Origin of the sequence: Bradyrhizobium sp. Ce-3 (genome assembly GCF_022835695.1) — a bacterium.
Taxonomy (GTDB): domain Bacteria; phylum Pseudomonadota; class Alphaproteobacteria; order Rhizobiales; family Xanthobacteraceae; genus Bradyrhizobium.
Window position 1 is genome coordinate 26,926 of the sequence record NZ_BQUV01000012.1, and the last position, 25,716, is coordinate 52,641.

27 protein-coding genes and 1 tRNA gene are annotated in these 25,716 nt (G+C 64.6%); 21 read left to right on the top strand and 7 right to left on the bottom strand.

Going from position 1 to position 25,716, the window contains the following annotated elements; translation table 11 throughout:
- Positions 1-301 precede the first annotated feature (301 nt).
- A complete protein-coding gene (locus BRSPCE3_RS32570; RefSeq protein ID WP_244070712.1) occupies positions 302-1,492 on the top strand; it encodes an adenylate/guanylate cyclase domain-containing protein in 1,191 nt (396 codons plus the stop codon).
- Here the strand turns inward: BRSPCE3_RS32570 and BRSPCE3_RS32575 are convergent.
- The 3 genes from BRSPCE3_RS32575 to BRSPCE3_RS32585 form a co-directional block, all read right to left on the bottom strand.
- A complete protein-coding gene (locus BRSPCE3_RS32575) occupies positions 1,489-1,686 on the bottom strand; it encodes a hypothetical protein (RefSeq protein WP_244070714.1) in 198 nt (65 codons plus the stop codon). The genes BRSPCE3_RS32570 and BRSPCE3_RS32575 overlap by 4 nt on opposite strands.
- 360 nt (positions 1,687-2,046) lie before the next feature.
- On the bottom strand, positions 2,047-3,357 hold the full coding sequence (locus BRSPCE3_RS32580; protein ID WP_244070716.1) for a chloride channel protein: 1,311 nt from the start codon (positions 3,355-3,357) through the stop codon (positions 2,047-2,049).
- Positions 3,358-3,525: 168 nt separating this feature from the next.
- Positions 3,526-3,921 (bottom strand): NUDIX hydrolase, encoded by a 396-nt coding sequence (locus tag BRSPCE3_RS32585; protein ID WP_244070718.1) that lies wholly within the window; start codon positions 3,919-3,921, stop codon positions 3,526-3,528.
- Between the two features lie 459 nt (positions 3,922-4,380).
- Here BRSPCE3_RS32585 and BRSPCE3_RS32590 point away from each other — a divergent pair, with 459 nt between their 5' ends.
- From BRSPCE3_RS32590 to BRSPCE3_RS32605, 4 genes are all read left to right on the top strand, one after another.
- A complete protein-coding gene (locus BRSPCE3_RS32590; protein ID WP_244070720.1) occupies positions 4,381-4,623 on the top strand; it encodes a hypothetical protein in 243 nt (80 codons plus the stop codon).
- Between the two features lie 155 nt (positions 4,624-4,778).
- Positions 4,779-5,006, top strand: coding sequence for a hypothetical protein (locus BRSPCE3_RS32595; protein WP_244070722.1), 228 nt, complete (start codon positions 4,779-4,781; stop codon positions 5,004-5,006).
- Positions 5,007-5,445: 439 nt separating this feature from the next.
- On the top strand, positions 5,446-6,195 hold the full coding sequence (locus tag BRSPCE3_RS32600) for a lytic transglycosylase domain-containing protein (protein WP_375709992.1): 750 nt from the start codon (positions 5,446-5,448) through the stop codon (positions 6,193-6,195).
- A gap of 87 nt (positions 6,196-6,282) precedes the next feature.
- A complete protein-coding gene (locus BRSPCE3_RS32605; RefSeq protein WP_244070727.1) occupies positions 6,283-6,690 on the top strand; it encodes a hypothetical protein in 408 nt (135 codons plus the stop codon).
- Between the two features lie 6 nt (positions 6,691-6,696).
- Here BRSPCE3_RS32605 and BRSPCE3_RS32610 read toward each other — a convergent pair whose 3' ends face one another.
- Complete coding sequence (locus BRSPCE3_RS32610) at positions 6,697-7,083, bottom strand: YciI family protein (protein ID WP_244070729.1); 387 nt, start codon at positions 7,081-7,083, stop codon at positions 6,697-6,699.
- Positions 7,084-7,557: 474 nt separating this feature from the next.
- Here BRSPCE3_RS32610 and BRSPCE3_RS32615 point away from each other — a divergent pair.
- From BRSPCE3_RS32615 to BRSPCE3_RS32625, 3 genes are all read left to right on the top strand, one after another.
- Positions 7,558-7,631 (top strand) — tRNA-Gly (locus tag BRSPCE3_RS32615).
- Positions 7,632-8,029: 398 nt separating this feature from the next.
- Positions 8,030-8,167 (top strand): hypothetical protein, encoded by a 138-nt coding sequence (locus tag BRSPCE3_RS32620; protein WP_244070731.1) that lies wholly within the window; start codon positions 8,030-8,032, stop codon positions 8,165-8,167.
- 365 nt (positions 8,168-8,532) lie between these two features.
- Positions 8,533-10,620: an LGFP repeat-containing protein gene (locus BRSPCE3_RS32625; protein ID WP_244070733.1), complete on the top strand. Its 2,088-nt coding sequence runs from the start codon at positions 8,533-8,535 to the stop codon at positions 10,618-10,620.
- A 39-nt stretch (positions 10,621-10,659) separates the two neighbouring features.
- On the opposite strand, the gene BRSPCE3_RS32630 is transcribed toward BRSPCE3_RS32625, so the two are convergent.
- Positions 10,660-11,532, bottom strand: a complete 873-nt coding sequence (locus tag BRSPCE3_RS32630) for an SDR family NAD(P)-dependent oxidoreductase (protein ID WP_244070735.1) — start codon at positions 11,530-11,532, stop codon at positions 10,660-10,662.
- A gap of 103 nt (positions 11,533-11,635) precedes the next feature.
- Between BRSPCE3_RS32630 and BRSPCE3_RS32635 the strand changes: the two genes are divergently transcribed.
- From BRSPCE3_RS32635 to BRSPCE3_RS32645, 3 genes are all read left to right on the top strand, one after another.
- A complete protein-coding gene (locus BRSPCE3_RS32635; RefSeq protein ID WP_244070737.1) occupies positions 11,636-12,859 on the top strand; it encodes a Rieske 2Fe-2S domain-containing protein in 1,224 nt (407 codons plus the stop codon).
- 68 nt (positions 12,860-12,927) lie between these two features.
- On the top strand, positions 12,928-13,284 hold the full coding sequence (locus BRSPCE3_RS32640; RefSeq protein WP_244070739.1) for a non-heme iron oxygenase ferredoxin subunit: 357 nt from the start codon (positions 12,928-12,930) through the stop codon (positions 13,282-13,284).
- Positions 13,281-14,519, top strand: a complete 1,239-nt coding sequence (locus tag BRSPCE3_RS32645; RefSeq protein ID WP_244070741.1) for an NAD(P)/FAD-dependent oxidoreductase — start codon at positions 13,281-13,283, stop codon at positions 14,517-14,519. The genes BRSPCE3_RS32640 and BRSPCE3_RS32645 overlap by 4 nt, the downstream gene beginning before the upstream one ends.
- Before the next feature lie 18 nt (positions 14,520-14,537).
- On the opposite strand, the gene BRSPCE3_RS32650 is transcribed toward BRSPCE3_RS32645, so the two are convergent.
- Positions 14,538-15,131, bottom strand: coding sequence for a MarR family winged helix-turn-helix transcriptional regulator (locus tag BRSPCE3_RS32650; protein ID WP_244070743.1), 594 nt, complete (start codon positions 15,129-15,131; stop codon positions 14,538-14,540).
- A gap of 219 nt (positions 15,132-15,350) precedes the next feature.
- On the opposite strand from BRSPCE3_RS32650, the gene BRSPCE3_RS32655 reads away from it, so the two are divergent.
- Positions 15,351-16,535, top strand: a complete 1,185-nt coding sequence (locus tag BRSPCE3_RS32655; RefSeq protein ID WP_244070745.1) for an ABC transporter substrate-binding protein — start codon at positions 15,351-15,353, stop codon at positions 16,533-16,535.
- Between the two features lie 26 nt (positions 16,536-16,561).
- Here BRSPCE3_RS32655 and BRSPCE3_RS32660 read toward each other — a convergent pair whose 3' ends face one another.
- Positions 16,562-17,539, bottom strand: a complete 978-nt coding sequence (locus tag BRSPCE3_RS32660; RefSeq protein WP_244070747.1) for a LysR family transcriptional regulator — start codon at positions 17,537-17,539, stop codon at positions 16,562-16,564.
- A gap of 193 nt (positions 17,540-17,732) precedes the next feature.
- On the opposite strand from BRSPCE3_RS32660, the gene BRSPCE3_RS32665 reads away from it, so the two are divergent.
- The 9 genes from BRSPCE3_RS32665 to BRSPCE3_RS32705 all read left to right on the top strand — a co-directional run bounded on the left by BRSPCE3_RS32665 (position 17,733) and on the right by BRSPCE3_RS32705 (position 25,713).
- Positions 17,733-18,959, top strand: coding sequence for an ABC transporter substrate-binding protein (locus tag BRSPCE3_RS32665; protein ID WP_244070749.1), 1,227 nt, complete (start codon positions 17,733-17,735; stop codon positions 18,957-18,959).
- Positions 18,935-19,663, top strand: a complete 729-nt coding sequence (locus BRSPCE3_RS32670; protein ID WP_244070751.1) for a nitroreductase — start codon at positions 18,935-18,937, stop codon at positions 19,661-19,663. The genes BRSPCE3_RS32665 and BRSPCE3_RS32670 overlap by 25 nt, the downstream gene beginning before the upstream one ends.
- A gap of 14 nt (positions 19,664-19,677) precedes the next feature.
- Positions 19,678-20,217, top strand: a complete 540-nt coding sequence (locus BRSPCE3_RS32675) for a DUF4863 family protein (protein WP_244070753.1) — start codon at positions 19,678-19,680, stop codon at positions 20,215-20,217.
- Positions 20,218-20,259: 42 nt separating this feature from the next.
- Positions 20,260-20,961 (top strand): protocatechuate 3,4-dioxygenase subunit beta, encoded by a 702-nt coding sequence (gene pcaH / locus BRSPCE3_RS32680; protein WP_244070755.1) that lies wholly within the window; start codon positions 20,260-20,262, stop codon positions 20,959-20,961.
- A complete protein-coding gene (gene pcaG / locus BRSPCE3_RS32685; protein ID WP_244070757.1) occupies positions 20,962-21,561 on the top strand; it encodes a protocatechuate 3,4-dioxygenase subunit alpha in 600 nt (199 codons plus the stop codon).
- A 590-nt stretch (positions 21,562-22,151) separates the two neighbouring features.
- The gene (locus tag BRSPCE3_RS32690) at positions 22,152-23,513 is read left to right on the top strand and encodes an ABC transporter substrate-binding protein (protein ID WP_244070759.1); all 1,362 of its coding nucleotides are present in this window, start codon (positions 22,152-22,154) and stop codon (positions 23,511-23,513) included.
- A 69-nt stretch (positions 23,514-23,582) separates the two neighbouring features.
- Positions 23,583-24,557: a carbohydrate ABC transporter permease gene (locus tag BRSPCE3_RS32695; protein ID WP_244070761.1), complete on the top strand. Its 975-nt coding sequence runs from the start codon at positions 23,583-23,585 to the stop codon at positions 24,555-24,557.
- Positions 24,554-25,516, top strand: a complete 963-nt coding sequence (locus BRSPCE3_RS32700) for a carbohydrate ABC transporter permease (RefSeq protein WP_244070763.1) — start codon at positions 24,554-24,556, stop codon at positions 25,514-25,516. Before BRSPCE3_RS32695 ends, BRSPCE3_RS32700 begins: the two co-directional genes overlap by 4 nt.
- On the top strand, positions 25,513-25,713 hold the full coding sequence (locus tag BRSPCE3_RS32705; RefSeq protein ID WP_244070765.1) for a hypothetical protein: 201 nt from the start codon (positions 25,513-25,515) through the stop codon (positions 25,711-25,713). Before BRSPCE3_RS32700 ends, BRSPCE3_RS32705 begins: the two co-directional genes overlap by 4 nt.
- Positions 25,714-25,716: the final 3 nt, after the last annotated feature.

Consider the following 25,716-nt stretch of genomic DNA (forward strand, 5'->3'; position numbering starts at 1 on the left):
CTTCGCCGGCAGCAGATGTGTGTTACGCTATGTGACTCACTGTGAGCTGACAAATGAAGGTTGTGTCGTTCGCAGCGAAACAAAACCCGGTGTGCCCGCGATGCAACGTCCGCGCGCTACAATTAATCGATCGCTAACCAGTTGAGTTGCGCTCGGCTGCCCGCGAGGGGCTTGGGCAGGCCGGCAGCGACCCAGCCACCACCCGGCGCCGGCGATCACAATACCGCTGGTAGCGTTGACGTTGCCGCGCGGAAACACGACATATCACCCGCCAATCCAAATCGCCGCTCCGGAGCCAGCCATGAACGCGCCCAATACCGAATCCGTCACGCCGCAGTCCGATGGCGAGGTCGTGGCCTGGCTGACCAACGAGACCCGCGACCAGCGCTTCATCGACAACATCCTCGCCGAACTCTGCATCCGGCTGCAGGGCAGGCGCATCCCGCTGAAGCGGGCGACGATGAATCTTTTGATCCAGCATCCGCAATGGCTCGGCGCCCGGATCATCTGGGCCGACGGCAAGCGCGAGGCCGAGATCACGCGGGTCGACTACGAGGTGCAGCAGCGCTCGGAATATATCGGCAGCCCGGTCTACGAGATCCATCAGGGCGCCACCGAAGTGCGCGAGCGGCTGGAGCGCGCCGATGGCCGCAAGCACGCGCTCTATGACGAGATGCGCGCGCAGGGCCTGACCGACTATGTGGCGTGGCCACTGCTGCATACGCTCGGCAAGCGCCATGTCGTGACCTTTGCGACCGACCGCCCCGGCGGCTTCGACGATGCGCATGTTGCCGAGCTCTCGAAGGTGCTGCCGGTGCTGGCGCTGGTCAGCGAGATCCGCATGAAGAACCGCCTGGCGCGGACCCTGCTCGAGACCTATGTCGGGTCCCATGCCGGCGAGTTGATCCTGGCCGGTGCGACGCGGCGGGGCAGCGGCACGACCGTGCGCGCCGCGATCATGATCTGCGACCTCAGGGATTTCACCCGGATCTCGGACTCCTGGCCGCGCGACGACGTCATCGATCTGCTCAACGACTATTTCGACGCGATGTCGGAGCCGATCGCGCGGCATGGCGGCGAGATCCTGAAGTTCATCGGCGACGGCCTGCTCGCGATCTTCCCGCTCAGCGACCCCAAGGCCTGCGCCAATTTGCTGCGTGCGGTGTCCGAGGCGCGGGTGGCCATGGCGGAGCTGAGTGAAAAGAACAGCATGATGGGCCGGGCGCCGATGAATTACGGCATCGGCGTCCATGTCGGCGACGTCATGTACGGCAATATCGGGTCGCGCAGCCGGCTCGACTTCACCGTGATCGGCCCGGCGGTGAACATGGCCTCGCGGCTCGAGGCGCTGACCAAGCAGCTGAAAAAGAACGTGCTGCTGTCACGCGCCTTCGCCGATCTGGTCGAGCACGATTTCGCGCTCGAACATGTCGGCGAGCATGCGGTGCGCGGCTTCAGCGAGCCGATCGAGCTGTTCGCCTACAACAGCTAAAGCTCGCCGGACAGGCTCACTGTCGGTGCGTGCAGCGATTGCTGCTCGGCATAGTGTGCCAGGCGGTCGTATTCCTCGGCGATCTTCAAGAGGTTCGCGCGTGAGTTCTGGTACCTGGACAACTCCGCCTTGGCGCGTGTCGTGGCGGCGCGATCCCGCCAATAGGCGGGGTTATTGAATGCGTTGTCGACCATGGCGCTTCCCCCTTTCTCGGGGACTGCCCATGGATCAACGCCGCGGCGAGACGTCGGCTCCCGAAGGAACCTGGAACTCGGTTCACGCATCAGGGGTCACTGAAACATTTCGTTTGCGTCGGGAGAGATTTATTTGGATTCGATTCACACGCGTTATTTTTCGGAACGCCGGATCGGGTGAATCATTCGGGCGTACTGGGCAGTCGTTTTTCATTAAGAACATTTTTTTCAAGGCCCAGAGGGTCCGCCTGATTATCGGAAGCGGCGGTTCGGCGTGAGCATGGGAATAGGGACGGCCCCGGCAACGCGAGACGCTGGGGCCGTTCCCATTGGTGCTTGAAGTCGGCGCTTGCCTGGAATTCAGGTCGACGCCTTCGGCTGCGGCGAGGCCCGGTCGATGAACCCCTTGGCGAGGGCGTGATAGACGCCTTCCTTGCAGATCAGCTTCGAACTCGCATGGGCAATTAGGGCCGCGGCCATCAGCGGCACGACCATGGCGTGATTGTCGGTCATTTCGGTGACGATGACGAAGGCCGTGATCGGCGCCTGCACCACGCCGGCGAAATATGAAACCATGCCGAGCAGCATGATGGCCGGCAGCGGCGCGCCGTGAAACAGCGGCGCGATGTTGGAGCCGAGCCCGGCGCCGACCGCGAGTGAAGGCGCGAAGATGCCGCCCGGCATGCCGCTGATCGAGGCGAACGTGGTGGCGAGGAATTTCCACAGGCTGAAGCTCGCGGGCAATTGTGCGCCGGCTTCGAGCGCGGATTTGACCTGCTGATATCCGGTGCCGTAGATCGCGCCGTCGGAGGCAATGCCGCAGAGCGCCGCGGCAAAGCCGCAGATCGCGGCAAAGCCGACCGGATAGCGCTTGATCGCGCGCCCGGCCGGATTGGCAAATCCGCGCGCCATCGTGATCAGGATGCGGCTGAACAGACCGCCGGCAAGGCCTCCGGCGACACCGCAGATGGGGACCGCGAGCCAGTCGGTGCCGTTGCGCAGGGCGGTCGCGCTGGTGCCGAAATAAGTGTAGTTGCCCATCAAGGCGAGCGAGGTCAGGCCCGCGGCGATCACCGCGCCGATGATCAGGCTGGAGGTTCGGGTCTCGAAGGCGCGGCTCATTTCCTCGATGCCGAACACGATGCCGGCCAGCGGCGTGTTGAAGGCCGCCGCGACGCCGGCGGCCGCGCCGGCCAGGATCAGGCCGGGCTGGCGCCGCGGCGAGAAGCGGCCGAGCGCGAACATGATCGACGCGCCGATCTGCACGGTCGGTCCCTCGCGCCCGACCGACGCGCCACACAGCAGGCCGAACAGGGTCAGCAGGATCTTGCCGGCCGCAATGCGCAGCGACACCAGGCTTTCGCGCGCGGTCTGATCGGTCAGATGGCGGGCGGCGATGGCCTGCGGGATGCCGCTGCCTTGCGCGTTCTGGAAAAAGCGATTGGTCAGGAAGACCGACAGCGCAAAGCCCGCGGGCGTCACCACCAGCGAGGCATAACGGAGATGCGACACCAGCGCGGAGAAGGCGATCTGCGCCAGATCGGCGAGCTGTGCGAGCGCGACGGCGGCCGCACCGACGGCGATGCCGCCCAGCAGGAAGATGGCCCGGCGTTGCCAACGCGCGGAGACCAGTCTGAACAGCCGCCGCTGGCGGTTGGAAGGGAAGGTCATTCTGGCGGTATTCTGGCTGATGTCGCGGTCCAACATGGACCGATCAGGTCAGTCTTAGCACGCGCCGGTGATACGCAAAGCCCAGGAAATCAGCAGGGTATGCCGACGTCGCCGCCACACGCGAAAGCCGAAATCTGCGCTTCTCCGTGACGGCAAATATCCCACCGCCTATCTTTGGCGCCGCTGCTTTCTCGGAAACAGCCGATCGCGGATGTAGCGCGAGGTCGGCGTCAGGCGAATGCCACGCGGCTTCTGCCAGGCGGCGCGGTCGATCTCCTTCTTGTCGCCGATCGCGAGCCGTCCCTTGGCGTTCTTGGCGATGAAGATCGCGTCACTCATCCGGCGGCCGGAACGCTTGTTCTTGGCTGTGACTTCCTTCCAGAGGCTGAGCCTGCCGAGCTTGAGCTTCGGCAGCTCCTCCTTGATCTCACGCTTCAGGCAATCCTTGCCGGTTTCGCGCGCGCGCCTGCGTCCGCCGGGGAACATCCACAGCCCGTCAGATCGGCGTCTAACCAGAAGAACCTTGCCGCGCTTCGCGGCAACCAATTTGGAGGACTTGGTCATGGACTGCGCAATGATCGAAACAGAATCGGCTCCAATCTAACTTGTCTATTGGAGTAGACAAGTTCAATGACAGATTGTTCCACAGTCATATGTCGGCCGTTTGTCCGGGTGGCAAATGAAAGAGGCCGCCGGCTGTGACGCTCCGTCGCGACGTCACCGCGTCCTGCTGCTTTGCTGAATGTTCGCACGCGATCAGGGTCGTTCATGCTCGCGCGCGCGGCTCGCTTGATCCGGCCTGATGTCCGACATCCCTACGTTGAAGTCGTGATGGTGAGCCGATCGGTTCCTGCGACAGGAACCCGCCCGATCGCTTGATGACGATAATGTCCGGATCGGCGGCTCCGCGGCTTGACTTTATGTTCTTGTTTTGTTCTTATTGCCCTCCACCGTGAATAGGAGGCCGCCATGGACAACCGTATCAGCCAAATTCGCAGGCAAATCAGGGCACTGCGTGTCAGCATGCTCGAGGCCGAGGCGATCATGCGCCAGCAGATCAACCGGGATGAGGATTGCGCCTTCGTCGCCGGCGACCTCCTGAAGATGCGCCTGGTGATGAGCCGACTAGTCGAGGAACGCGGCATCCTTGGCGACCGCGAGCCGATCATCGTGCATGCGAGCGTTGCGCCGCGCCGCCGCGCCGCGACGGTCGGCTTCATTTGCCCGGCGAAGCGCGAGCTCGTCGCCGGCGAAGCGCGTGCGTGACGACGCGGTCAGGATGCAGCGGCTGCGCGCCGAGTTGCGCGCACTCGACGCATCCGTGAATCGGCTCAGGCGAGCCGGGCGGGACAGTGCATCGGCGCAGCTTCTGCTGTCGCGCAAGCGCGCCGAGCTCGAGGACGTGATCTGCCGGAGGAAAGATGAGAGAGCCGCTTCGGTATTTCCACGACAGCGATGACCACGCGCCCTGGATCAAGGCGCTGGCCGAAGTCCGGCACCGGGCAACGCGGGAAGGCTGGTGCTACCACCATGTGCAGGCGATCATCGTGGCGATCGACCAGTACGCGGAAGCCGCGCTCGGCAACCGCGAGTTCTTCCTCAATCGTCCGCAGACCGTCGGTCCGATCAGGCGAGGCGACGTGCCGTGATGAATCGCGAACCGTCCTCGCCGTCGTCCCGGCTCCCATGCGCAATTGCGTGCCGGGCCAGAACGACGACATTTGGCGACTGACGAGCCACACACTCAGCGTCGTCCTGGCGAAAGCCAGGATCCATTACCCCAAATCCCAATTGCTGCGCGACGCTGGGGCCACGATCCCGTTCATTACCGAATTCGGTGGTTATGGGTCCTGGCTTTCGCCAGGACGACGGCGGTGAGACCGCCGCCGGCCGGGATGGCCAATCCGCCGCCGGCGACATATCGTGACGCTTCGCGGCCGAATCTGAGGCGGATCGTTCATCGCCGGGTCATGTCAATCCGGCCATCGTCGGCGCCGCGCCCGCGGGGCGCGCGGCACATTTTTGCGGAGGAGGTTTCGGATGACCAGGGGCTGGCAGATTGCGGCGTCGGCGCTTGCCATCGTCGTGATGGTTGCGACGCTGGGCGCTGAGGCGAACGCGGCACAGTGCGGCAACGGGCCGGGCGGCTTCGAATCCTGGAAGGAGCAATTCGCCGGCGAGGCAAGGGCCAAGGGCGTCGGCGCCACGGCGGTCGACGCGCTGATGCAGACGCATTATGCCAGCGCGACGATTGCCGCGGATCGCGGCCAGCGCAGCTTCGGCCTGTCGCTCGAGCAGTTCATGGCCAAGCGCGGATCTGCGACCATCGTGGCGCGCGGCCGTTCGCTGAAGCAGTCGCAGGCGGCGATGTTCGCGTCGATCCAGCAGCGCTACGGCGTGCCGCCGGGACCGCTGATCGCGATCTGGGGCATGGAGAGCGGCTTCGGCAGCCAGCGCGGCAACCAGAACATGCTGTCGTCGATCGCAACCCTGGCCTACGACTGCCGCCGTCCGGATTTCTTCACCGACCAGCTCTATGCCGCGTTGAAGCTGATCGACCGCGGCACCTTGTCCGGCAGCACCCGCGGCTCGATGCACGGCGAGATCGGCCAGACCCAGTTCATGCCGAAGAACGTGCTGGCCTACGGCACCGGCAACCTCGACGTCGCGGCCAATGCGCTGAGCTCGACGGCGAACTTCCTGCGCGCCAATGGCTGGCGCGCCGGCGCCGGCTATCAGCCCGGGGAACCCAACTTCGCCGCGATCGAGGCGTGGAACGCGGCAGGGGTCTATCAGAAGGCGATCGCCATCATGGGACGGCAAATCGACGGTCAATGAGCGCGGGAGCCGGGTTCCTTCACCCGCTGTTAACGCAACGGTGCCCAGATCGTGTCCGGTGAAACGGAGCACGTGGAGACAGGCTCCATGCTCAAGAACGGCACTTATGCGGCCTGGTTTCGCACGTCGCTCGCGGACGGCACCGGCATCGTGCACGTCGCCGACGGCAGGCTGTGGGGCAGCGATGCCATCATGCTCTACAGCGGCACGTATGAGGTCGACGGCGAGCGCTTCTCCGCGGTCCTCACCACCAGGCGGCATTCCGAAGGTCATGCGACCGTGTTCGGTACCGACGATCTCGTGGTGCGGCTCGACGGTGTCTTCAGCGGCGCGATCGCGACCTGCAAGGGCAGGGCCGATGCGGTGCCCGATCTCGCCTTCGAGGTGACGCTGATGCCGAGCCATGACGTGCCGCCCGAGCCGCCGCCGGATCTGCCGCTGCCGAAGTTCGATCCGAGCAGGCTGCCCAAGCTGCCGAAACGCTCCAGCCGTTGAGCAACGCTACGCGTCGCTCGGGCCTGCGGTTTCCGGAAACGGCGCGCCGGGGATGAAGAGCTTCAGCGGGCGGATCTCGTAGACCGCCGACGGGTTGACGCTGCGCAGATCGCGCGCCGCCGCGATCGCCTCCGCCTCATCGGCGCAATCGATCACGTAGAAGCCGAGCAGATGCTCCTTGGTCTCTGAAAACGGGCCGTCGATCACCACGCCGTGGCCGGGCCCGCGCAGGGTGCTGGCGTTGCGGGTGTCGCCGAGCCGTGCAGCCGGGCCGAGCCGGCCCTTCAGCCGTTGATGGACCTCGCGCAGGCCGCTCATCACGGCGGCGTCCTCTTCGGCGTTCCACGCTTTGACCTCGGCTTCGACGTGATAGGCCAGGATGGCATAAAGCATCGATGGTGCTCCCTGTTTTTGATGCGCAGGCCGAAGGACGTCTCGCGGCCATCCCAGCCGACATTTCATACGTAGCGGATCGGACCGTTTTTGTGCTGCGACAAGCTATCCCGCTCGCCGCATGGGTGCGCGGCCCAGCAAAAAGGCGCGGCGGAATCGCTTCCGCCGCGCCCCCGATTTTGATGTCTCGCTGGTCCAGGGCTGAGAGCGCCCCGATGCCAGGCTGATTGCTCAGCGCCTAGCGGGCGATCCCAGCGAGGTGACAGCGCTTGAGACAAGACACTAGATCACCTCCTTTCTTTGTTGATGGGACCAGCAATATAGGTGGCGAATCCGCGTCTGTTAAGGCCGCCGGCGCCTGGTCCGGGCGTGAAACGCGGCGGAATGTGCAGAAATAATGGCTGCTTGCGGCAAACGACAGGGGCAGCCGGGACAGTTGAGGCCGCCGCCCGGCCGTGTTAGGGAACGCGCGATGCGGGTGTAGCTCAATGGTAGAGCAGCAGCCTTCCAAGCTGAATACGAGGGTTCGATTCCCTTCACCCGCTCCAAATTCGCAGAATCATGTTGCGGCCGCCGACAGGCCATCTCTCCCCAACCTCCCGTTCGTTGGAATGCGCCGCTTCGGCGGGGGCCGATGCCTGAACACCAATACGTGTATCAAAAGGCATTGAACGTCGTCGTTGAGGCCGCGACTAAACAATTATTGCGACAATCAAGTCTTTGAGACCCCGCCAAGCTCCCGAGAATAAATTCCTGCACGCGACGATCGGACTGCGGTTCAATCTAAAATTGCATTGTTATTGCGGGCTATCTCCATCAGTGGATCGCGAACCATGGGATGCGCGCATCGGGCTGCTTGCAACCAACACATCGGACTGCACCACACGACATCCGCTGCCGCAAGGCATGCCGCCGAACCAACCTCCGCCGGAAAGGAGAATGCGCGATGGCCGCGATTTCCTGGAATGTCACCCTCGGCACCGAGGGCACGAGCGCTGCATCATCGTTTGAAAATCGCTCGACGCCGCTTCCTGTTCGATCGGCGGCGCAGCTTCTGATCACCGTCGCGGGGAGGCAGGCATGATCACCTCACCGCCAAAGCCTCCGCCGTACACCCACACCGAACTCGGCACCCTTCCGATAGGCACCCGCGATTATCTGTTTGCCGTGACGCAGTGGATCGCTCCGTCGCCCACCACCGTTCAGGCTCAAATCCAGGGCGATCCAAGGATTTTCAGCGCGGTCTCGATCACCACGGCGACGCTGACCTTGAAGAAGGTGGATCCGGTGGATCTGCCATCCCATGCGCCGCCGACCTACGACTGGGTCGGCGAGCCTGCCGGATCGTCGGACGGCGCGCCGCTGAACGTCGGCGCCGGCAACATGGTCAATGTGTCCGTCGTGGTGAATCTTCCGACCGGGACGGCGCCGGGGCCGTTTGCCGCCAAGTTGATCATCGGCGGTGATCCCTTTGGCGCCAATCTATCCCTGACCGGTACCTGCCTCGGGGTCGATCCGGCCTCCGTCATCGGCCGCAAATACGCTGCCTTGGGCGGCCAGAGCTTCCTCGGCAACCCCCTCGAGCTGCCGCACGATTTGCCGAACGGACTTGGCACGATGATGCGCTTCGAGAACGGCGCGATCTGGCAGGTATCGCTGACCGAAGCATTCTTCATCGGCAATCCGATTCTCGCAAAATGGCTGGATAAATCGATCACTGCCGACAACATCCAGCTGATCCTCGGCGTGCCGATCGAGGACACCTTCGCGACGGCGGAGTCGGGGTTCGCCCAGCGCTTCAAGGGAGGCCTCATCGTCGCGCGGCCCGGCAACCGGTCCTACGTGGTGTATGGGGCGATCTGGAGCTGCTATCAGGATCTCGGTGACGTGCGCACACCGGGCCGGATGCCGTCGCTCGGCTGGCCGACCTACGATGAGATGGGCTGGGAAGGCGGCCGTCTGTCACCGTTCGATCAGGGCGAGATTCACTACTCCGCCACGGCGGGCGCGCACGAGATGCGCGGCGCCATTCTGGCGCGCTGGAGATCGGCAGACCTCGTCAAGACGCTGGGCCGGCCGACCAGCAACGAGCTGGTTGCTCCCGATGGGGTCGGCCGTTACTCGCGCTTCGAGCACGGCATCATCGCATGGACAGCCGCGTTCGGCGCTTTTGAGGTGCCCGGTGCGCTCGCCTCGACCTGGGAGAGCGCCGGAATGATGGATGGATGGCTAGGCTACCCGACCGCCGTCACGCCAGGCGCCAAGCCGCCTGGCTCTGCCAAGGTCGGCACGCTTGTTCGATTCCAGTACGGCTTCGGCTACTTGCTGGACGACGGCGAGGTGATCGTCACCCCGGACGAGAAGACCTTCTCGGCCCAAGTCCTGACGCCCACCGGAACCGCGCTCGGAGGAAACGTCGCGCTGACGGTCCGGAGCAACGCCACCTGGGACTTCACCTGCCATATGCACGACAGCGGCGCCGATGATTACAGCTTCACGGTCCGGCTGATGTTGACGACGGCCAACGGTGTCGCGCTGGCATTGCAGGCCAACGGTTCGATCCAGGGACACATCATCGGCGGGGGTGGACGCGACTTCCACCACGAGGAATCGAACACGATCTCCGATCCCGCGCAAGTTGCGGATCTGCAAGTGAAGCAGCAGATCAGCTTTCTCCACGACCATTGGCCGGACATTGCCGACGCAAAATTCTCGGTGATGCATGCCTACAAGGACACGGGCGTCCTTGGCACCGTCGAGGCGGCTGTGGACGATATCGCAGCCTGGTTGGTCGGTGCCGCGGTCGGTGGACCTGCGCTGGCCAGCATCGTGCTGATCGGGAGCGCGCTGGGAAAACATCTCGGTGTACGCGTCGTCGGCCCGGGCGGGCTCGTGGGAGTCGTCGTCGCAGGCGCATCGGTGCTTTTCCTCGGCCCGCTCGGCTTCACGGTCGGCATGCTGGCAGGCGTCGTCAGCGCAATCGCCATCAAGCATCGCACCATCAATGACGACGAGTACCGTTTCGCAAACCGGATCTTCAAGGGAACGCTACCGCCGCAAAATCAGATCATCCTCACCAATGTCGCTTCGACCGATGCCGATATCGACGGCGGCCGAAAATTCACCGTGCCCAACATCGACGGCACGATCCTCGTCAATCTCGGCGACGCCTGTTTCGCGAATCCGATGGGTTGGGCGGGCAGGAAGAACTACACCCGTCCGGGCCAGGTTTTCATTCACGAGCTGACCCATGCCTGGCAAATCTATCACCGCGCCTCCGTCGGGCTGCTCTGCGACTATGTCACGAAGCGGCGCGCCAGCGTCGGCGCGGACGCTTATTCGTACGGTACGCCCGACACGCCATTCGGAAAGTTCGGCCTCGAGCAGCAGGCGCACATTGTCGACGATTGGTACGGCGGCAGCCGTGCTGCGCAATTCGGCCACACCGCCAACACGAACGATCCGGAGGATTACCAGGACCCGTTCTTCCATTATATCGCCAACAACATTTGGCTCGGAGATCCCGGGGTAAGGTAGGGCGCTTCGTCGGGTGTCTGTGGAATGACGTACCAGATCTCAGGTCGTGGCGCCTGGCTTGAACACGGACAGCGGTGCCGGATCGCGGCTCGGCGGCGGCGGCACCTTGCCGTCGACATCGGTGAAGCCGTATTCGGCCGCCAGTTCTGACGCCAGCAGGATCTGGCCGCTCTTGGCCATCACGCCGGGATCGGCTGCGAGCGCCGCCACCGCGCGGCCGGCGAACAGCGGCGTCTCGCCGCGTTCGGCGATCAGTCTGGCCAGTGCCGGCGGCACCCGCTCGGGCTGCGCCGCAAGTTTCTCGCTCTTGATGTAGCCGGGCCAGATCGAGACCGCGGCAATGCCGAACGGCTCGAGCTCATGCGCCATGTCGCGCGCCATCCGGTCGACGCCGGATTTCTGCACGCCGAACGGAACGTTGAACGTGTAGCGGACGCCGCCGCCCGACGAGGTGTTGACGATCAGGCCGCGCGCCTGCGGCAGCATCAACGGCACGGCGAACTGGCTGGCGACGAAATGCGAGCGCAGGCCGACGCGATGCATGGTGTCCCATAGCGAGGCCGGCACCTGCCAGAACGGGACATTGACCGGCATCACGTTGGGCGCCGCGAACACGTTGTTGACCAGCACGTCGAGGCGGCCGTGATCGCGCCGGATCAGATCGAACACCTGCTGCACCGAACCATCGTCGGCATGATCGCACAGCAGGCCGATGCCGCGGCCGCCGGCGTCGTCGATCGCGGCAATGGTCTCGTCGAGCGAGCCGGGCCATTCCGATCCGCCGCTGTTGCGCGTGCGTGCCGTGACGATCACGGTCGCGCCGGCCTCGGCGAGGCCGATCGCCACGCCCTTGCCGACGCCGCGGCTTCCTCCCGTCACCAGCGCGATCCGATCCTTGAGTGCCTTGGTCATGCGATCTCCCGATATGGCTTCTTCGGAAGATAACTTGACAATAATCTTCCTAGGAAGATATTAAGCCACGAACGTCGAAGGCGTCAACCAGGGAGGTTTCGCGATGGTGACCAGGGAAGAGAACGAATTGCTGTGCCGCGTCACGGGCGACGCGCCGATGGGACGCATGCTGCGGCAGCATTATTGGCTGCCGGCCGTGCTCTCGGTGCGCGTGCGCAAGGGCGAGGCGCCGGTCCGGGTCAAGCTGTTCGGCCGCAACTTCGTGGCGTTCAGGGGCAAGGACGGCACCGTCGGATTCCTCGACGAGGCCTGTCCGCATCGTGGCGCCTCGCTCGCGCTGGCGCGGGTCGATGATTGCTCGCTGACCTGCCTGTTCCACGGCTGGAAGATCAAGGCCGATGGCGAGGTGCTCGACGTTCCCAACGAGCCGAACAACCCCAAAGAGTTCGCCAAGACCGTCAAGGCGAAAGCCTATCCGGTGCGGGAAGGCGCCGGGCTGATCTGGGTCTGGCTCGGCGAGGGCACCGCGCCGCCGGCGCCCGATTTCGAGTGGATGGATCTGCCGCCGGACCAGGTCTACGCGGCCGGCATCGAGCTCAACGCCAACTGGCTGCAGGGTGTCGAGGCCACCATCGATTCCTCGCATGTCGCGCTGCTGCACCAGAGCTGGACCGCGACCTCGTCGACCGATTTCGGCGCCACCCGCGTCAACACCGAAGTCGGCTACGAGTTCGAGAAGAAGTCCTACGGCTTCCGCGCCGCGGCGTTGCGCACCGCGCCGGATGGCTCGTGCCTCGCCCGCGTCACCGAGTTCGTGATGCCCTATTACGGCTTGATCGCGCCGATCTTCTCCGGACCGCAGCAGGATCGCACCGCGATCATCGCGGTGCCGATCGACGACGAGAATCTGATCCAGTGGTACATCTTCTACAATCCTGAGAAGCCGGTGGATTCCTGGCGCAAGGTGCAGCGCGCCAACCAGTGGCCGATGGCGGGCGGCCTGCCGGGCGATCAAAGCAGCAATTGGGGGCAGAACCGCCAGATCATGGATGCCGGCAATAGCACCGGCTTCCACGAGATCGTCATCGAGGATTTCGTGGTGATGGTCAGCATGGGCCCGATCGTCGACCGCTCGCAGGAATATCTCTGCTCGGCCGACCAGGCGATCGTCCGGGTGCGGCGTCAGCTGCTCGACGAGGTGCGCGGCTTCATGGATGGCAAGGCGCCGAAGAGCGGCCAGAGCGAGACCATGTCCTACAAGGACATCCGCGCGGTCGGCGGCAGGCTCGCGTCGGCCTCGGAGGATTGGCGGCAGATTCCCCGCTGATCGCAAGCCCTGAGAAGGCGAGGGCGCGGATGCCGTGTCCGCGCCCAATTCCCCGGAGAGGAGATCACATGATCTGGCACCATCTCTGTGCCGCCGCGAGACTGTCGGACGGCGAGCCGCTGGGCTTCAAGGTGGGCGACCGCCGCGTCGCGCTCTACAAGATCGACGACGACATCTTCGCAACCGACGACGTCTGCTCGCACGCGTTTGCGCTGCTGTCATCAGGATTTCTCGAAGGGTATGTCATCGAATGCCCGCTGCATGGCGCGATGTTCGATGTCCGCGACGGCAAATGCCGGTCGAGTGCGTACAGGGATATCGCGGCCTTCAAGGTCGAGATCCGCGATGGCGAGATCTATGTGCAGCTCGACGGCGGTGCTGCTCTGGAACCCGCCGGTGACGGCAGCGCGGGCACCAACCCGTGAGCGGCGTCGTCGTCATCGGCGCTTCCTATGCCGGCATTCAGGCGGCCTTCGCGGCGCGCGCCGCCGGCTACGCCGAGCGGGTGACCGTGATCGCCGATGAGCGCGCGCTGCCTTATCAGCGGCCACCGCTGTCAAAGGATTTTCTGCTCGACGAGATCGGCGCGCAGGGCCTCCTGATGCACGACGAAGCCGTTTTCGCCGACAACAGGGTCGAACTGATGCTGGGCCACCGCGTCGTCGCGGTCGATCGCAACGCGCGCGGGGTGGTGTTGGCCGGCGGCACGATGCTCGGCTTCGACCGCCTCGTCATCGCGACCGGCTCGCGCGCGCGGCGGATCGCGGTCCGCGGCGCTGAACTCGACGGCGTCTGCTATCTCAGGTCGATCGCGGACGCCGTCGATCTCAAGGCGCGGCTCGGCCATGCCAGCGAGATCGTGATCATCGGCGGCGGTTTCATCGGCCTCGAGGTCGCGTCCTCGGCCGCCAGGCTCGGCAAGCGGGTGACGGTGATCGAGGCGTCATCCCGATTGCTCGAACGGGCCGTCTCACCGGTGGTGTCGCGCGTCCTGCTCGAGCGTCATGCCGAGGCGAGTGTCGCGATGAAGTTCGGCACCGCCGTTTCGGCCGTGATCGGGGAGGACGGACGGGTCGCGGCGGTCGAGCTGGCAGGAGGCATCCGTCTCGGCGCGGACCTCGTCGTCGTCGGCATCGGCGGCATTGCCAATGACGAGCTCGCGGTGGCCGCCGGGCTCGAATGCGCCAACGGTATCGTGGTCGATGAGCTTGGCCGAACGGCACACCCCGGCATCTACGCCGCCGGCGATTGCGCCAATCACTACAGCCGGTTTGCCGAGGGCTGGATCAGGCTGGAATCGGTTCAGCACGCGCAGGACCAGGGCAGGACGGTCGGGCTTGCGATCGCGGACAGCCATGAGCCGTATGACAGCGTGCCGCGATTCTGGTCGGATCAGCACGATCTCAAGCTTCAGAGCGTCGGCCTCGCGGCGCGCAGCGACCGGTTCGTGATCCGCGGCGCGATCGAGGCCGGCCGGTTCTCCGTGTTCAATTACCGGCAGGACAGGCTGGTCGCCGTCGACAGCATCAACAATCCTGCAGACCAGATGGTGGCGCGACGCCTGATCGCGGCCGGCATCTCACCGACGCCGGAGCAGGCGGGGGACACCTGCTGTGATCTCAAGTCGCTCCTGAAGACCGCCGGCAGAGCCGTTGCGTAGATGTTGCAGGCGGCGGAGCTAATCCGCGCCCGCAAGCCGGCCGGACTTCTTCGGCGCCTTCACGGTTCGGACCGCCAGCAGCTTGCGCAGGCAGCGATCGAGCATGGCGAGCTCCGCCTTGGTCAATCCGCTTGCCGTGGTCACGGCTTCAACGACTCTCGCGACCTCGGCGATGCCGCGATCGGCGGTCGCAAGCCCCTTGGCAGTGAGGCGGACCAGCTCCGAACGACCATCGTCGCTGGCCGAGACGCGCAGCACGAAGCCGCCTTCCTGGAGCCGTGCCACCCGCTTGGTCATGGCGCCCGATGTGACGAGCAGGGCGCGGAACAGGTCGGTCGGGCGCAGCTCGTACGGCTTGCCCGAGCGCCGGAGCGCGAGCAGGACATAGAGCTCGCCAGTTTGCAGACCGACGGCCTTCGCTATCGCCTGCAAGCGCATTTCGTGGAGCTGGTTGACGCGTTCCAGCCGCAGCAACGTGCAGGCCGCGGCAAGGTCGAGGTCCGGGCGCTGCGCCAGCCAGGCCGCCTCGATGTCGTCGTAAAGGGTGCTGTCGGGCGTAAGCGGCTGCTTGATCGTGGGTTCGGCGCGGCGTGACACGCTGCTTTTCTTCATTCCCGTCCAGTCCCTTCGTCCCGCGCCGATGGCGGCGGCATCATGCGTCGCAGCAATCTAACACCGTCGGAATGACGTGTCGCCACGCAAGTTCCTGGTGGCGCTGCAGGCCGGACGCGCCGCGCCGCGAAGCGGCCATTTGCCGCCTTGCCTCAGGGGCGGGGTTGACAATTATCTTCCTAGGAAGAATATTCCAAGTAAGAAAACAGGGAGGAGCCCATGCGCGGACTTCGCGCGATCATCTCGTTTGCTGTCCTGGTGGCGGCTTGCGGCCCGGCCGGTGCGGCAGAAACCGAACTGATCCTTGGCCAGACCATGCCCTATAGCGGGCCGGCCTCGGCCTTGAGCGCGGTCGGCAAGGTGCAGACCCGCTATTTCCAGATGATCAACGATCGCGGCGGCATCAACGGCCACAAAATCAAGCTGATCTCGCTCGACGACGGCTACAGTCCGCCGAAAGCCGTGGAGCAGACGCGCAGGCTGATCGAGAGCGACGAGGCGGTCGCGATCTTCGGCAGCATGGGCACGGCGCAGAATGCCGCGGTCCAGAAATACCTCAACGCCAAGAAGATCCCGCAGCTGTTCGTGTTCGCGGCCAGCGAGCGTTTCGCCGATCCGAAGACCAGCCCCTATACGATCTCGGGGATGACATTGTTCAGCACCGAGGCTGCGATCTATGCGCGCCTGGTGGCCGAGCACACGCCCGGCTCGCGCGTCGCTGTGCTGTATCAGAACGACGATTACGGCCGCGAATACCTGCGCAGCTTCAAGGCCGAGCTGGCGCGGCTCGATCCCAAGGCGGAGATCGTCGCGGCCTCGCCCTATGAGGTCACGTCGCCGACGGTCGATTCACAGGTCGTGGCGCTCGCCAGCACCAATGCCAACGTCTTCCTCAACGCATCGACCGGCAAGTTCACCTCGCAGGCGATCCGCAAGGCCGGCGAGCTTGGCTGGCATGCGCAGCAGTTCCTGCCGATCGGCAGCAATTTCGTGCCGACCATCCTCAAGCCGGCCGGGCTCGAGAACGCCAAGGGGGCGATCTCGGCGACGCCGACCAAGTCGGTCGGCGATCCCGAATGGGCCAACGACCCCGCCTATCTGGAGTGGCTGGCCTTCATGAAGAAATACTATCCCGAGGGCGATATCGAGGATCAGCTCAACTTTACCGGATGGAATGTCGCCGTGCTCATGACCAGGGTGATCGAGGCCTGCGGCGACGACCTGTCCCGGCAGAACATCATGAAGCAGGCCACCGCGCTGAACAACCTAGCACTGCCGGGCCTGATCCCCGGCATCACCGTCAACAGCAGCCCGGATGACTATCGCCTGATCACCTCGCTGCGGCCGCAGCGTTTCGACGGCGAACGCTGGGTGCCGATGTCGGGAGCCATGGCCGCGCAATGAGTCCAGGCCGGCGATCATGGCGGCCGCTAATGCCCGCGCCGCAATTCCTCGGTGGCGCGCCGCAGCACCTCGTGCAGCCATTCATGCGACGGCTCGTCGTCGACGCGTTCGTGCCAGAGCAGCCGGACCTCCACGGGCGTCGTGGTGTAGGGCAGTTCATGGGTCGCGATCGCATGCGCCTGTTCGAGCGCACGCGCCAGCGGCCGCGGCACGATCGCCGCCAGTTCGGAATCGACCAGCAGTGCGGGCAGGGCGAGGAAATGCGGCAGCGAGACCGCGATCCGCGGCGGCCGGTCGCTGTCGGCCAGCGCCCGTTCCAGCGCGGGGCGGTCGTACATCTCCGAACGTCTGGCGAGCCCGCGCTCGGAGATGAAGCCGCCGATCGCGCCTTCCTGCTCGCCGCCGAAGGAGACCACGACCAACGGCAAGCTCGCGAGCTTTGCCTTGTCGAGCCGGCCGAGCTTGCGCTTCCTGCCGACGATCAGCACATCGTCATATTCGAACAGCAGTGCCGAGCGGAAGCGGCTCGGCGGCGACGAGAACACGCCGATGGCGACGTCGATGCGACCGAGATCGATCTGCTCGGCGAGATCGATCCGCGTCACCGGCTTGATCGTGAGGTCGATCGCGGGCGCTTCCCGACTCAGTATCTTCAGCAGCGGCGGCGCCAGCACCATCGTCGTGAAGTCGTTGGCGGCCAGCGTGAACGGCTTGGTGGAGACCGCCGGCGCGAAGGTCGGCAGCTCGACTGCGGCTTCGAGCGATCGCAGCGCCTGGCGAACCTGTGGTGCCATCGTCAGCGCGCGCGCCGTCGGCTGCATGCCGGTCGCGGTGCGGACGAACAGCTCGTCGTCCAGCATCTCGCGCAGCCGCGCCAGCGAGTGGCTCACGGCGGACTGGCTCAGCGCGACCTTCTGGCTGGCGCGCAGCACGCTGCGCTCCTCCATGACGGCGTCGAACACCTTGAGCAGGTTCAAGTCCAGGGTCTTGAAGGAAACCGACACGTTGCGAGTCCTGTCCGATGCGGATCGCGCGCAGTTAAGGCCAGGCAAGCAACCGATGCAACCGATCGGCGTGCCGAGGGCGCCTCGCCGCAGGCGTTCTGAAGGCGGTTCAGGATCAACCTGCAAGACTTTCACTTCCGCAATCAAGCGTTCTGGCCAAGATTGCCGGCGCCGGGTTGGGAGGAGAACGACAATGAAGGCCTGGGTGAGATCGGCGCGACGTGCCGGTTGCAGATCGATCGGACTGGCGCTGACGCTGGTGGCGGCGACGTCGGCGAGCGCACAGAACGGGCCGGTCAGGCTCGGCGTGCTGACCGACATGTCGTCGCTCTACGCCGACAATGGCGGCCAGGGCTCGGTCGTTGCGGCGCAGATGGCGGTCGACGATTTCAAGGGCAGGGTGCTCGGGCGGCCGATCGAGATCGTCGCGGGGGATCATCAGAACAAGGCGGATATCGGGTCGGCGATCGCCCGGCGGTGGCTGGAGAACGAGAACGTCGAGGCGATCCTCGACGTTCCGAATTCCGCCGTGGCGCTGGCGGTGCAGGGCATCACGCGCGACAAAAAGAAGCTGTTCCTCGCGACCGGCGCGGCCACCTCGCGGCTGACCGGCGACGAGTGCTCGCCGACCGGGATCCACTGGACCTACGACACCTATGCGCTGTCGCAGGGGACGACGCGCGCGATCTCGCGTCTCGGCGCCAAATCCTGGTTCTTCCTGTCGGCCGACTATTCGCTCGGCGCGCAGCTCGAGGCCGACAGCCGCAAGGTGATCGACGCCACCGGCGGCAAGGTGGTCGGTGCCGTCAAGCACCCGATCAACACGCCCGACTTCTCGTCCTTCCTGTTGCAGGCGCAGGCCTCCAAGGCCGACGTGATCGCGCTCGCCGATGCCGGCGGCGACTTCATCAACGCCGTGAAGCAGGCCGGCGAGTTCGGCGTGACGCGCGGCCAGAAGCTTGCCGGCCTGATCGTCTTCATCGCCGACATCCACAGCCTCGGACTGCAGAGCGCGCAAGGCCTGATGCTCAGCTCGGCGTTCTACTGGGACCTCAACGACGAGACGCGCGCGTGGTCGAAACGCTTCATCGACAAGACCGGCAAGGTGCCAACCATGATCCACGCCGGCACCTATGGCGCCGTCATGCACTACCTGAAGGCGGTCGAGGCCGCGGGCACGCTCGATGGACCGACCGTTGCCGCCAGGATGCGCGAATTGCCGGTCAACGATTTCATGACCCGCAACGGCAAGATCCGTCCCGACGGCCGGCTGGTCCGCGACATGTATCTGTTCCGCGTCAAGTCGCCGGAGGAGTCGAAATACCGGTTCGACTACTACCAGCTGCTGGCCACGATCCCCGGGGAAGAGGCCTTCAGAGCGATGGAGGACGGTGGATGTCCGCTTGTGAAGAAGTCGTGATCGATCAGGCCGCAGCGTCCGACGTTGCGCGCAATCCGATCGACGAAGTGATCGCCGGCCGGCTGTCATGCCGCGAGTTCTCCGGCAGTCCGGTCTCGCGATCGACCGTCGAGCAGATCCTGCGCGTGGCGCGGTTCGCGCCGAGCGGCGCAAACGTCCAGCCCTGGCACGTCTATGTGCTGGCAGGCGCCGCGAGGGCCGAAGTGTCGGCCGCGCTCCTGCATGCGTATGAGACGGAGCCGAGCGCGCACGTCTCCGAATATCAATACTACGCCAGCGAGTTTCCGGAGCCATATCTTGGCCGCCGCCGGGAGTTCGGGCGATTGTTCTACGACTCGCTCGGGATCGCACAGAGCGACACCGCGGCGCGCGGCCGGCAGACCGCGAAAAATTTTGCGTTCTTCGGCGCACCGGTCGGCCTGATCGTCACCATCGATCGCCGCCTCGCGATGGGCAGCTGGCTCGATCTCGGCATGTTCATCCAGAACGTGATGCTGGCGGCGGTGGGCCGCGGGCTGCAATCCTGTCCGCAGGAGACCTTCGCCAAATACCACCGGATATTGCGTCCGCGCTTGTCGATTCCCGCCGAGCAGATGGTGGCCTGCGGAATCTCGATGGGACACCCCAAGGTGCCGGCGAGGCGGCGGCTGATGCCGCGCGCGGATCTGGAGGCGTTCGCCTCCTTCAGTGGTTTCGAGAACTAGAACAGGAGACAGTCATGGGAAGCCGGGAACAGCTTATCGAACGCAGCATTCCGTTTCTGCGTGAAGTCAAGGACATGACGCCGGGCGCGGCGATGGAGCGATGGCTCAACGCGACCTATGGCGAGCAGAGCGCGCTCTACCAGGATCTCGCGCGCCTCATCAAACTGGGGGTCGAGGAGGGCTGGGCGGCGAACCAGGAGGTCGAAGGCCGCAACTATCGGCGTAGCCGCATCCTCGAGCCCGTCGCCGAAACGTTCCAGTTCAGCATCACCGCTGTCTACATGAACAGCACCGATCCGCGCCGCTTCAAGGACGAGGACGATCATGACGTGCTGCGCGGACAGTATCACGGCCACCCCTATGGCGAGCTCAACCTCGTCGTTCCCCTCGACAAGGGCGCCGAGTTGAAGGGGCTGCAGGGCTGGCAGGGGCCGGGCTGGACCGCGCCGGATCCCGGCAGCCGGCATTATCCGGAAGTGAGGGGTGGCGCTGTCATCGCGCTGTTCTATCTGCCGGCCGGACGCATCTCGTATGACTTCAAGGCGCCGGCCTGACCTGGCTCGGCGGCTGGCGGCGAACCCGTCTGGAGAATGCCCATGACGTTGATCTATCCGGTTGCTTCGAACCGCGTCCATCCCGCGCGGCTGTCTCCGGCATACCGGAGCGCGCTGAAGCGTTCGCCGCAGAAGCCGTTGATCCCGATGCGGCACACGCTCTCGGAACTGACCGGGCCGGTCTACGGCCATGAGACGGTGCGCGCGCACGACAATGACTTGACCATCCAGGCCAAGGGCGAGCCGCTCGGCGAGCGCATCATCGTGCACGGCCATGTGCGTGACGAGGACGGCCGCGGCGTGCCGAACACGCTGGTCGAGCTGTGGCAGGCCAATGCCTGCGGCCGCTACATCCATGTCGTCGACCAGCATCCGGCGCCGCTCGATCCCAACTTCACCGGCGCCGGCCGCACGCAGAGTGACGCCGACGGCTACTACAGGTTCATCACCATCAAGCCCGGCGCCTATCCATGGGGCAATCACCACAATGCATGGCGGCCCGCACATATCCACTTCTCCGTGTTCGGGCATTCCTTCGTCTCGCGTCTGGTGACGCAGATGTATTTCCCCGGCGATCCCTTGTTTCCGTTCGACCCGATCTTCAATTCGGTGACCGATGCGAAGGCGCGGGCGCGGATGATCTCATCGTTCGATCTCGACAACACCAAGCCGGATTGGGCGCTGTGCTACCGCTTCGATATCGTGCTGCGCGGCCGCAACGCCACGCCGATGGAGACCAAGTAAGTGTCGAACCAACGCCCTGATGGAGTTACGCCCTCGCAAACCGTCGGTCCCTATTTCAAGTACGGCCTGACGCCGAACGGCGAATACGAATGGAACGACGCCTTCACCAACAACCTGCTGACGCCTGATACATCCGGCGAGCGCATCCGGGTCGAGGGCAAGGTCTATGACGGCGACGGCGCCGTGATCCCGGATTGCATGCTGGAGATCTGGCAGGCCGACAGCCAGGGCCGCTTCTCCGATCCGCAGGATGCGCGCGCGCTGCCGAACTCGTCGTTCAAGGGTTTCGGCCGCGTCGGCACCGACAAGAGCGGCGCTTACGCCTTCGACACCATCAAGCCCGGCTCAGTGCCGGACGCCGACGGCAAGCCGCAAGCGCCGCACATCGTGCTCGCGGTGTTCGCGCGCGGCATGCTGCTGCATCTCTACACGCGGATCTACTTCGACGACGAAGCCGGCAACGCCGCCGATGCCGTGCTGGCGCTGGTGCCGGCCGATCGCCGCGCCACCCTGATCGCAAAGAAAGCCGGCGCCGGCGGCACCTACACCTTCGACGTCCATCTGCAGGGCGACAACGAGACGGTGTTCTTCGACGTCTAACGTCGTTGCGCTGAACGTTCAGTAAAATCATTTATTAAACACGCAGCTTGGCCAAGCCTGCGGGCTTTCGGTCATCGGCGTGGCGTTGGCTTGCTGCAAGGCGCAGCCCTCAAGGCTGAACGCGAACGATCCGTCCGTCCCAACTGAATCTGAGGCGGTCGCTCCGGACATTCATGCGGCTGTGCAGTTGCAAACCGGATTTGCTGCAATACAGCAGGGATTGCGATCTTTCCGCTGCCTGCAATCGTCCGTGCGGCGATCGCGATCGCCGGCAGTCATCCAGCTTCCATCGTTGCACTGCGGTCGCTACGCCGGTGCGCGCGAGCGCCAGGCGCCTTCTTTGCGGCTCCCAAGAAACCCGCTTGACGGACTCGCGAATTTAGTAATACGTTTAGTATTACAAAAACGATAAACATCGTGCATCGAGCCGATGGACGGGAGGAGCCCAGCCCTCCGGACCCTGATGTCCGGATGCGTTTCGTCTCGTCTCTCCATCATCGCTCATCAACTCGGTTTCATAGTCCTCGGCGTCAATCCGGCAGGGATGCGCCGAGCGGGTTAGGTGCTTCAACGATAGGGAGGAAATGGATATGCGAAGATTGGGATGGTTACGCAGTACGGTGGCGTCCGCGGTTGTTGCGACCGCAGCGCTCGGGGCGCTCGGCGGCGGCGAGGCCGCAGCGCAGGGCAAGCAGCTCACACTGTGCTGGGCGGCATGGGATCCGGCCAATGCGCTGGTCGAGCTGGGCAAGGACTTCACCAAGCAATCCGGCATCGAGATGAAATACGAGTTCGTCCCGTGGACGAGCTACGCCGATCGTTTCCTCAACGAGCTCAACTCCCACGGCAAGCTCTGCGACCTGATCATCGGCGACAGCCAATGGATCGGCGGCGCCGCCGAGAACAAGTGGTACGTCAAGCTCAACGACTTCTTTGACAAGGAGAAGATCTCGATGGACGATTTCGTCCCGGCGACCGTGGTCGGCTACTCGCAATGGCCGAAGAACACGCCGAACTACTGGGCGCTGCCGGCGATGGCCGATGCGGTGGGCTGGACCTACCGCAAGGACTGGTTCTCGCGGCCCGAGATCCAATCCGCGTTCAAGGCCAAGTACGGCCGCGACCTGGCCCCGCCGAAGACCTATGACGAGCTGAAGCAGATCGCCGAGTTCTTCCAGGGCCGCGAGATCGACGGCAAGAAAGTCTATGGCGCCTACATCTTCACCGAGCGCGGCTCGGAAGGCATCACGATGGGCGTGACCAACGTGCTCTACAATTACGGCTTCGCCTACGACAATCCGAAGAAGGCGTACCAGATGCAGGGCATCGTCAATTCCGCCGACGCGGCCAAGGGGCTCGAGTTCTACAAGGAGCTCTACAAGTGCTGCACGGCGCCGGGCATGACCAACGCCTACATGCAGGAAGGGCTCGATGCCTTCAAGTCCGGCCAGGTCGCGATGCAGATGAACTGGTTCGCGTTCTTCCCCGGCCTCTACAAGGATCCGAATGTCGGCGGCGACAAGATCGGCTTCTTCGTCAATCCGGCAGGCCCGAAGGGGCACTTCACCCAGCTCGGCGGGCAGGGCATCTCGGTGGTGGCAACCTCCGAGCACAAGGACGACGCGCTCGCCTACATCAAGTGGTTCGCGCAGCCCGCCGTGCAGCAGAAGTGGTGGCAGATCGGCGGCTACTCGGCGCTGAAGGCCGTGGTCGACGCGCCCGACTTCCCGAAGAGCGCGGCGTTCGCGCCGCAATTCCTGGAGTCGATGGGCATCGTCAAGGACTTCTGGGCCGAGCCGTCCTACGCGCAGCTGCTGCTCGACATGCAGAAGCGGGTGCATGACTACGTCGTCGCCGACAAGGGCACGTCGCAGCAGGCGCTCGATCTCCTGGTCAAGGACTGGACCAAGGTGTTCAAGGAGCAGGGCAAGGAAGTTGCCTCCTCGCAATAGTCCGAGCTCGCACGTCACCTGAACTGGCTTCCCCGAGGACGCCTCGGGGAAGCCGAACCAGCCCAGCCGATGGACACGATGACGACGATCCTGCAACCCGATCATGCTACGATCCCAGGCGTGAGCAAGCCTGTTACATCCCGCGCCGCCCGGCGGGTCCACGGCCTGTCCGACCGGACCATTGCCTGGCTGTTCGTCGCGCCGACGATCGCGCTGCTGCTCGCCATCAACATCTTCCCGTTGATCTGGATGATCCGGCTGTCCTTCACCAATCTCAACCTCAGCATGTCCTATCTGCCGCTGCGGTTCGTCGGCCTCGACAATTTCAGGGACATCCTCACCGACGAGGATGTCTGGTTCCGGCTGCAGACCACGGCGCAGTTCGTGATCTCGTCGGTGGCGTTGCAAGTGGTCGTCGGCTTCGGCCTCGCGCTCCTCATCAACCGCCAGTTTCGCGGCCACAGTTTCTGGACCACGATCATCCTGCTGCCGATGATGCTGTCGCCGGCGGTGGTCGGCAATTTCTGGACGCTGCTGCTGCAGCCGCAGATCGGCCCGTTCAACTACCTGATCAGCCTGTTCACCGGCGCCCCGCCGAGCTCGTTCAGCATGACCGGGCAGGTGGCGCTGGCGCCGTGGACCATCGTGCTGGTCGACACCTGGATGTGGGCGCCCTATGTCATGCTGATCTGCCTCGCCGGGCTGCGTTCGATCCCCGATTACATCTATGAGGCCGCCGAAGTCGATCGCGCCTCGGCGTGGCGGCAGTTCTGGTCGATCACGCTGCCGATGACGGTGCCGTTCCTGATGCTCGCGGTGCTGTTCCGCGCGATCGAGAACTTCAAGATGTTCGACATGGTCAACCTCTTGACCTCGGGCGGGCCGGGCTCGACCACCGAGCTGGTGTCGATCTCGCTGAAACGCGCGGCGTTCGAGAAGTGGCGCACCGGGTATTCGTCGGCGCTCGCCATCATCCTGTTCGTGACCGTGTTCGGTGCCGCCAACATCTACGTCAAGACGCTTAACAAGGTGAAGCAACGATGACCGCTGCCGCCACCAGATCCACCGCGCATTCGATCGTCGAAGCCTCGCCGCGCGCCAAGGCGTTCGCGAGCGGTCTCGTCATCCTGTATGCCGTGATCACGATCCTGCCGCTGCTGTGGATCGTCGCCACTGCATTCAAGTCGCAAAGCGATGCTATTGCTTATCCGCCCAAGGTGATCTTCGAGCCGACCCTCGAAGGCTATGTCAATCTATTCACCGTGCGGACGCGTCAGACGCCGGACTTCATCGCCAAGCTGCCGCCGCCGGAGACCTGGTACGACCAGCTGGTGCGCAAGCGCGACATGGTGATCGCCGGGCCATCCAAGGTGGTGCCGCGCTTCGTCAACTCGCTGATCATCGGCTTCGGCTCGACTTTCCTTGCCGTCTTCCTCGGCACGCTCGCAGCCTATGCGTTCTCACGATTCCGCATACCGCTGGCCGACGATCTGCTGTTCTTCATCCTTTCGACGCGCATGATGCCGCCGGTCGCGGTGGCGATCCCGATCTATCTGATGTACCGGCAGCTCAACCTGACGGACACGCGGCTCGGCATGATCCTGCTCTATACCGCAGTGAACGTCTCGCTCGCGGTCTGGCTGCTCAAGGGCTTCATCGACGAGATCCCGCGCGAATATGAGGAAGCAGCGCTGGTCGATGGCTACACCCGGCTGCAGGCGCTGCGCAAAGTGGTGCTGCCGCAGGCCGTCACGGGAATTGCGGCGACCGCGATCTTCTGCCTGATCTTCTCCTGGAACGAGTACGCCTTCGCAGTGCTGCTGACCAGCGGCGAGGCCCAGACCATGCCGCCCTTCATTCCCTTCATCATTGGCGAGGGCGGGCAGGACTGGCCGGCGGTAGCCGCCGCGACCACGCTGTTCGTGGTCCCGATCGTCATGTTCACCGTGCTGTTGCGCAAGCATCTGCTGCGCGGCATCACCTTCGGAGCGGTGCGCAAATGAGCAGCTCAATGGTTGCCAAGGGTCACGTAGCGCGCTGGTTCCGTCGCGGGCCCTGGGAGTCCATCGCGATGACCCTGATCGGGGGCGGCATCATCATGCTGGTGCAGCCCTGGTCGATCGATCTCTACAGCTACTCGTTCGTGACGATCCTGGCCGGCACGGTCGGCTTCGTCGTCGTCAGCCATTTTCCGGAATAGCGC

Excerpts from the sequence above, each read along its gene's own strand:
- BRSPCE3_RS32570 (WP_244070712.1), top strand. The coding sequence starts at position 302 with ATGAACGCGCCCAATACCGAATCCGTCACGCCGCAGTCCGATGGCGAG.
- BRSPCE3_RS32575 (WP_244070714.1), bottom strand. The coding sequence starts at position 1,686 with ATGGTCGACAACGCATTCAATAACCCCGCCTATTGGCGGGATCGCGCC.
- BRSPCE3_RS32580 (WP_244070716.1), bottom strand. The coding sequence starts at position 3,357 with ATGACCTTCCCTTCCAACCGCCAGCGGCGGCTGTTCAGACTGGTCTCC.
- BRSPCE3_RS32585 (WP_244070718.1), bottom strand. The coding sequence starts at position 3,921 with ATGACCAAGTCCTCCAAATTGGTTGCCGCGAAGCGCGGCAAGGTTCTT.
- BRSPCE3_RS32590 (WP_244070720.1), top strand. The coding sequence starts at position 4,381 with ATGCTCGAGGCCGAGGCGATCATGCGCCAGCAGATCAACCGGGATGAG.
- BRSPCE3_RS32595 (WP_244070722.1), top strand. The coding sequence starts at position 4,779 with ATGAGAGAGCCGCTTCGGTATTTCCACGACAGCGATGACCACGCGCCC.
- BRSPCE3_RS32600 (WP_375709992.1), top strand. The coding sequence starts at position 5,446 with ATGGTTGCGACGCTGGGCGCTGAGGCGAACGCGGCACAGTGCGGCAAC.
- BRSPCE3_RS32605 (WP_244070727.1), top strand. The coding sequence starts at position 6,283 with ATGCTCAAGAACGGCACTTATGCGGCCTGGTTTCGCACGTCGCTCGCG.
- BRSPCE3_RS32610 (WP_244070729.1), bottom strand. The coding sequence starts at position 7,083 with ATGCTTTATGCCATCCTGGCCTATCACGTCGAAGCCGAGGTCAAAGCG.
- BRSPCE3_RS32620 (WP_244070731.1), top strand. The coding sequence starts at position 8,030 with ATGGCCGCGATTTCCTGGAATGTCACCCTCGGCACCGAGGGCACGAGC.
- BRSPCE3_RS32630 (WP_244070735.1), bottom strand. The coding sequence starts at position 11,532 with ATGACCAAGGCACTCAAGGATCGGATCGCGCTGGTGACGGGAGGAAGC.
- BRSPCE3_RS32635 (WP_244070737.1), top strand. The coding sequence starts at position 11,636 with ATGGTGACCAGGGAAGAGAACGAATTGCTGTGCCGCGTCACGGGCGAC.
- BRSPCE3_RS32640 (WP_244070739.1), top strand. The coding sequence starts at position 12,928 with ATGATCTGGCACCATCTCTGTGCCGCCGCGAGACTGTCGGACGGCGAG.
- BRSPCE3_RS32650 (WP_244070743.1), bottom strand. The coding sequence starts at position 15,131 with ATGAAGAAAAGCAGCGTGTCACGCCGCGCCGAACCCACGATCAAGCAG.
- BRSPCE3_RS32655 (WP_244070745.1), top strand. The coding sequence starts at position 15,351 with ATGCGCGGACTTCGCGCGATCATCTCGTTTGCTGTCCTGGTGGCGGCT.
- BRSPCE3_RS32665 (WP_244070749.1), top strand. The coding sequence starts at position 17,733 with ATGAAGGCCTGGGTGAGATCGGCGCGACGTGCCGGTTGCAGATCGATC.
- BRSPCE3_RS32670 (WP_244070751.1), top strand. The coding sequence starts at position 18,935 with ATGTCCGCTTGTGAAGAAGTCGTGATCGATCAGGCCGCAGCGTCCGAC.
- BRSPCE3_RS32675 (WP_244070753.1), top strand. The coding sequence starts at position 19,678 with ATGGGAAGCCGGGAACAGCTTATCGAACGCAGCATTCCGTTTCTGCGT.
- pcaH (WP_244070755.1), top strand. The coding sequence starts at position 20,260 with ATGACGTTGATCTATCCGGTTGCTTCGAACCGCGTCCATCCCGCGCGG.
- BRSPCE3_RS32690 (WP_244070759.1), top strand. The coding sequence starts at position 22,152 with ATGCGAAGATTGGGATGGTTACGCAGTACGGTGGCGTCCGCGGTTGTT.
- BRSPCE3_RS32695 (WP_244070761.1), top strand. The coding sequence starts at position 23,583 with ATGGACACGATGACGACGATCCTGCAACCCGATCATGCTACGATCCCA.
- BRSPCE3_RS32700 (WP_244070763.1), top strand. The coding sequence starts at position 24,554 with ATGACCGCTGCCGCCACCAGATCCACCGCGCATTCGATCGTCGAAGCC.
- BRSPCE3_RS32705 (WP_244070765.1), top strand. The coding sequence starts at position 25,513 with ATGAGCAGCTCAATGGTTGCCAAGGGTCACGTAGCGCGCTGGTTCCGT.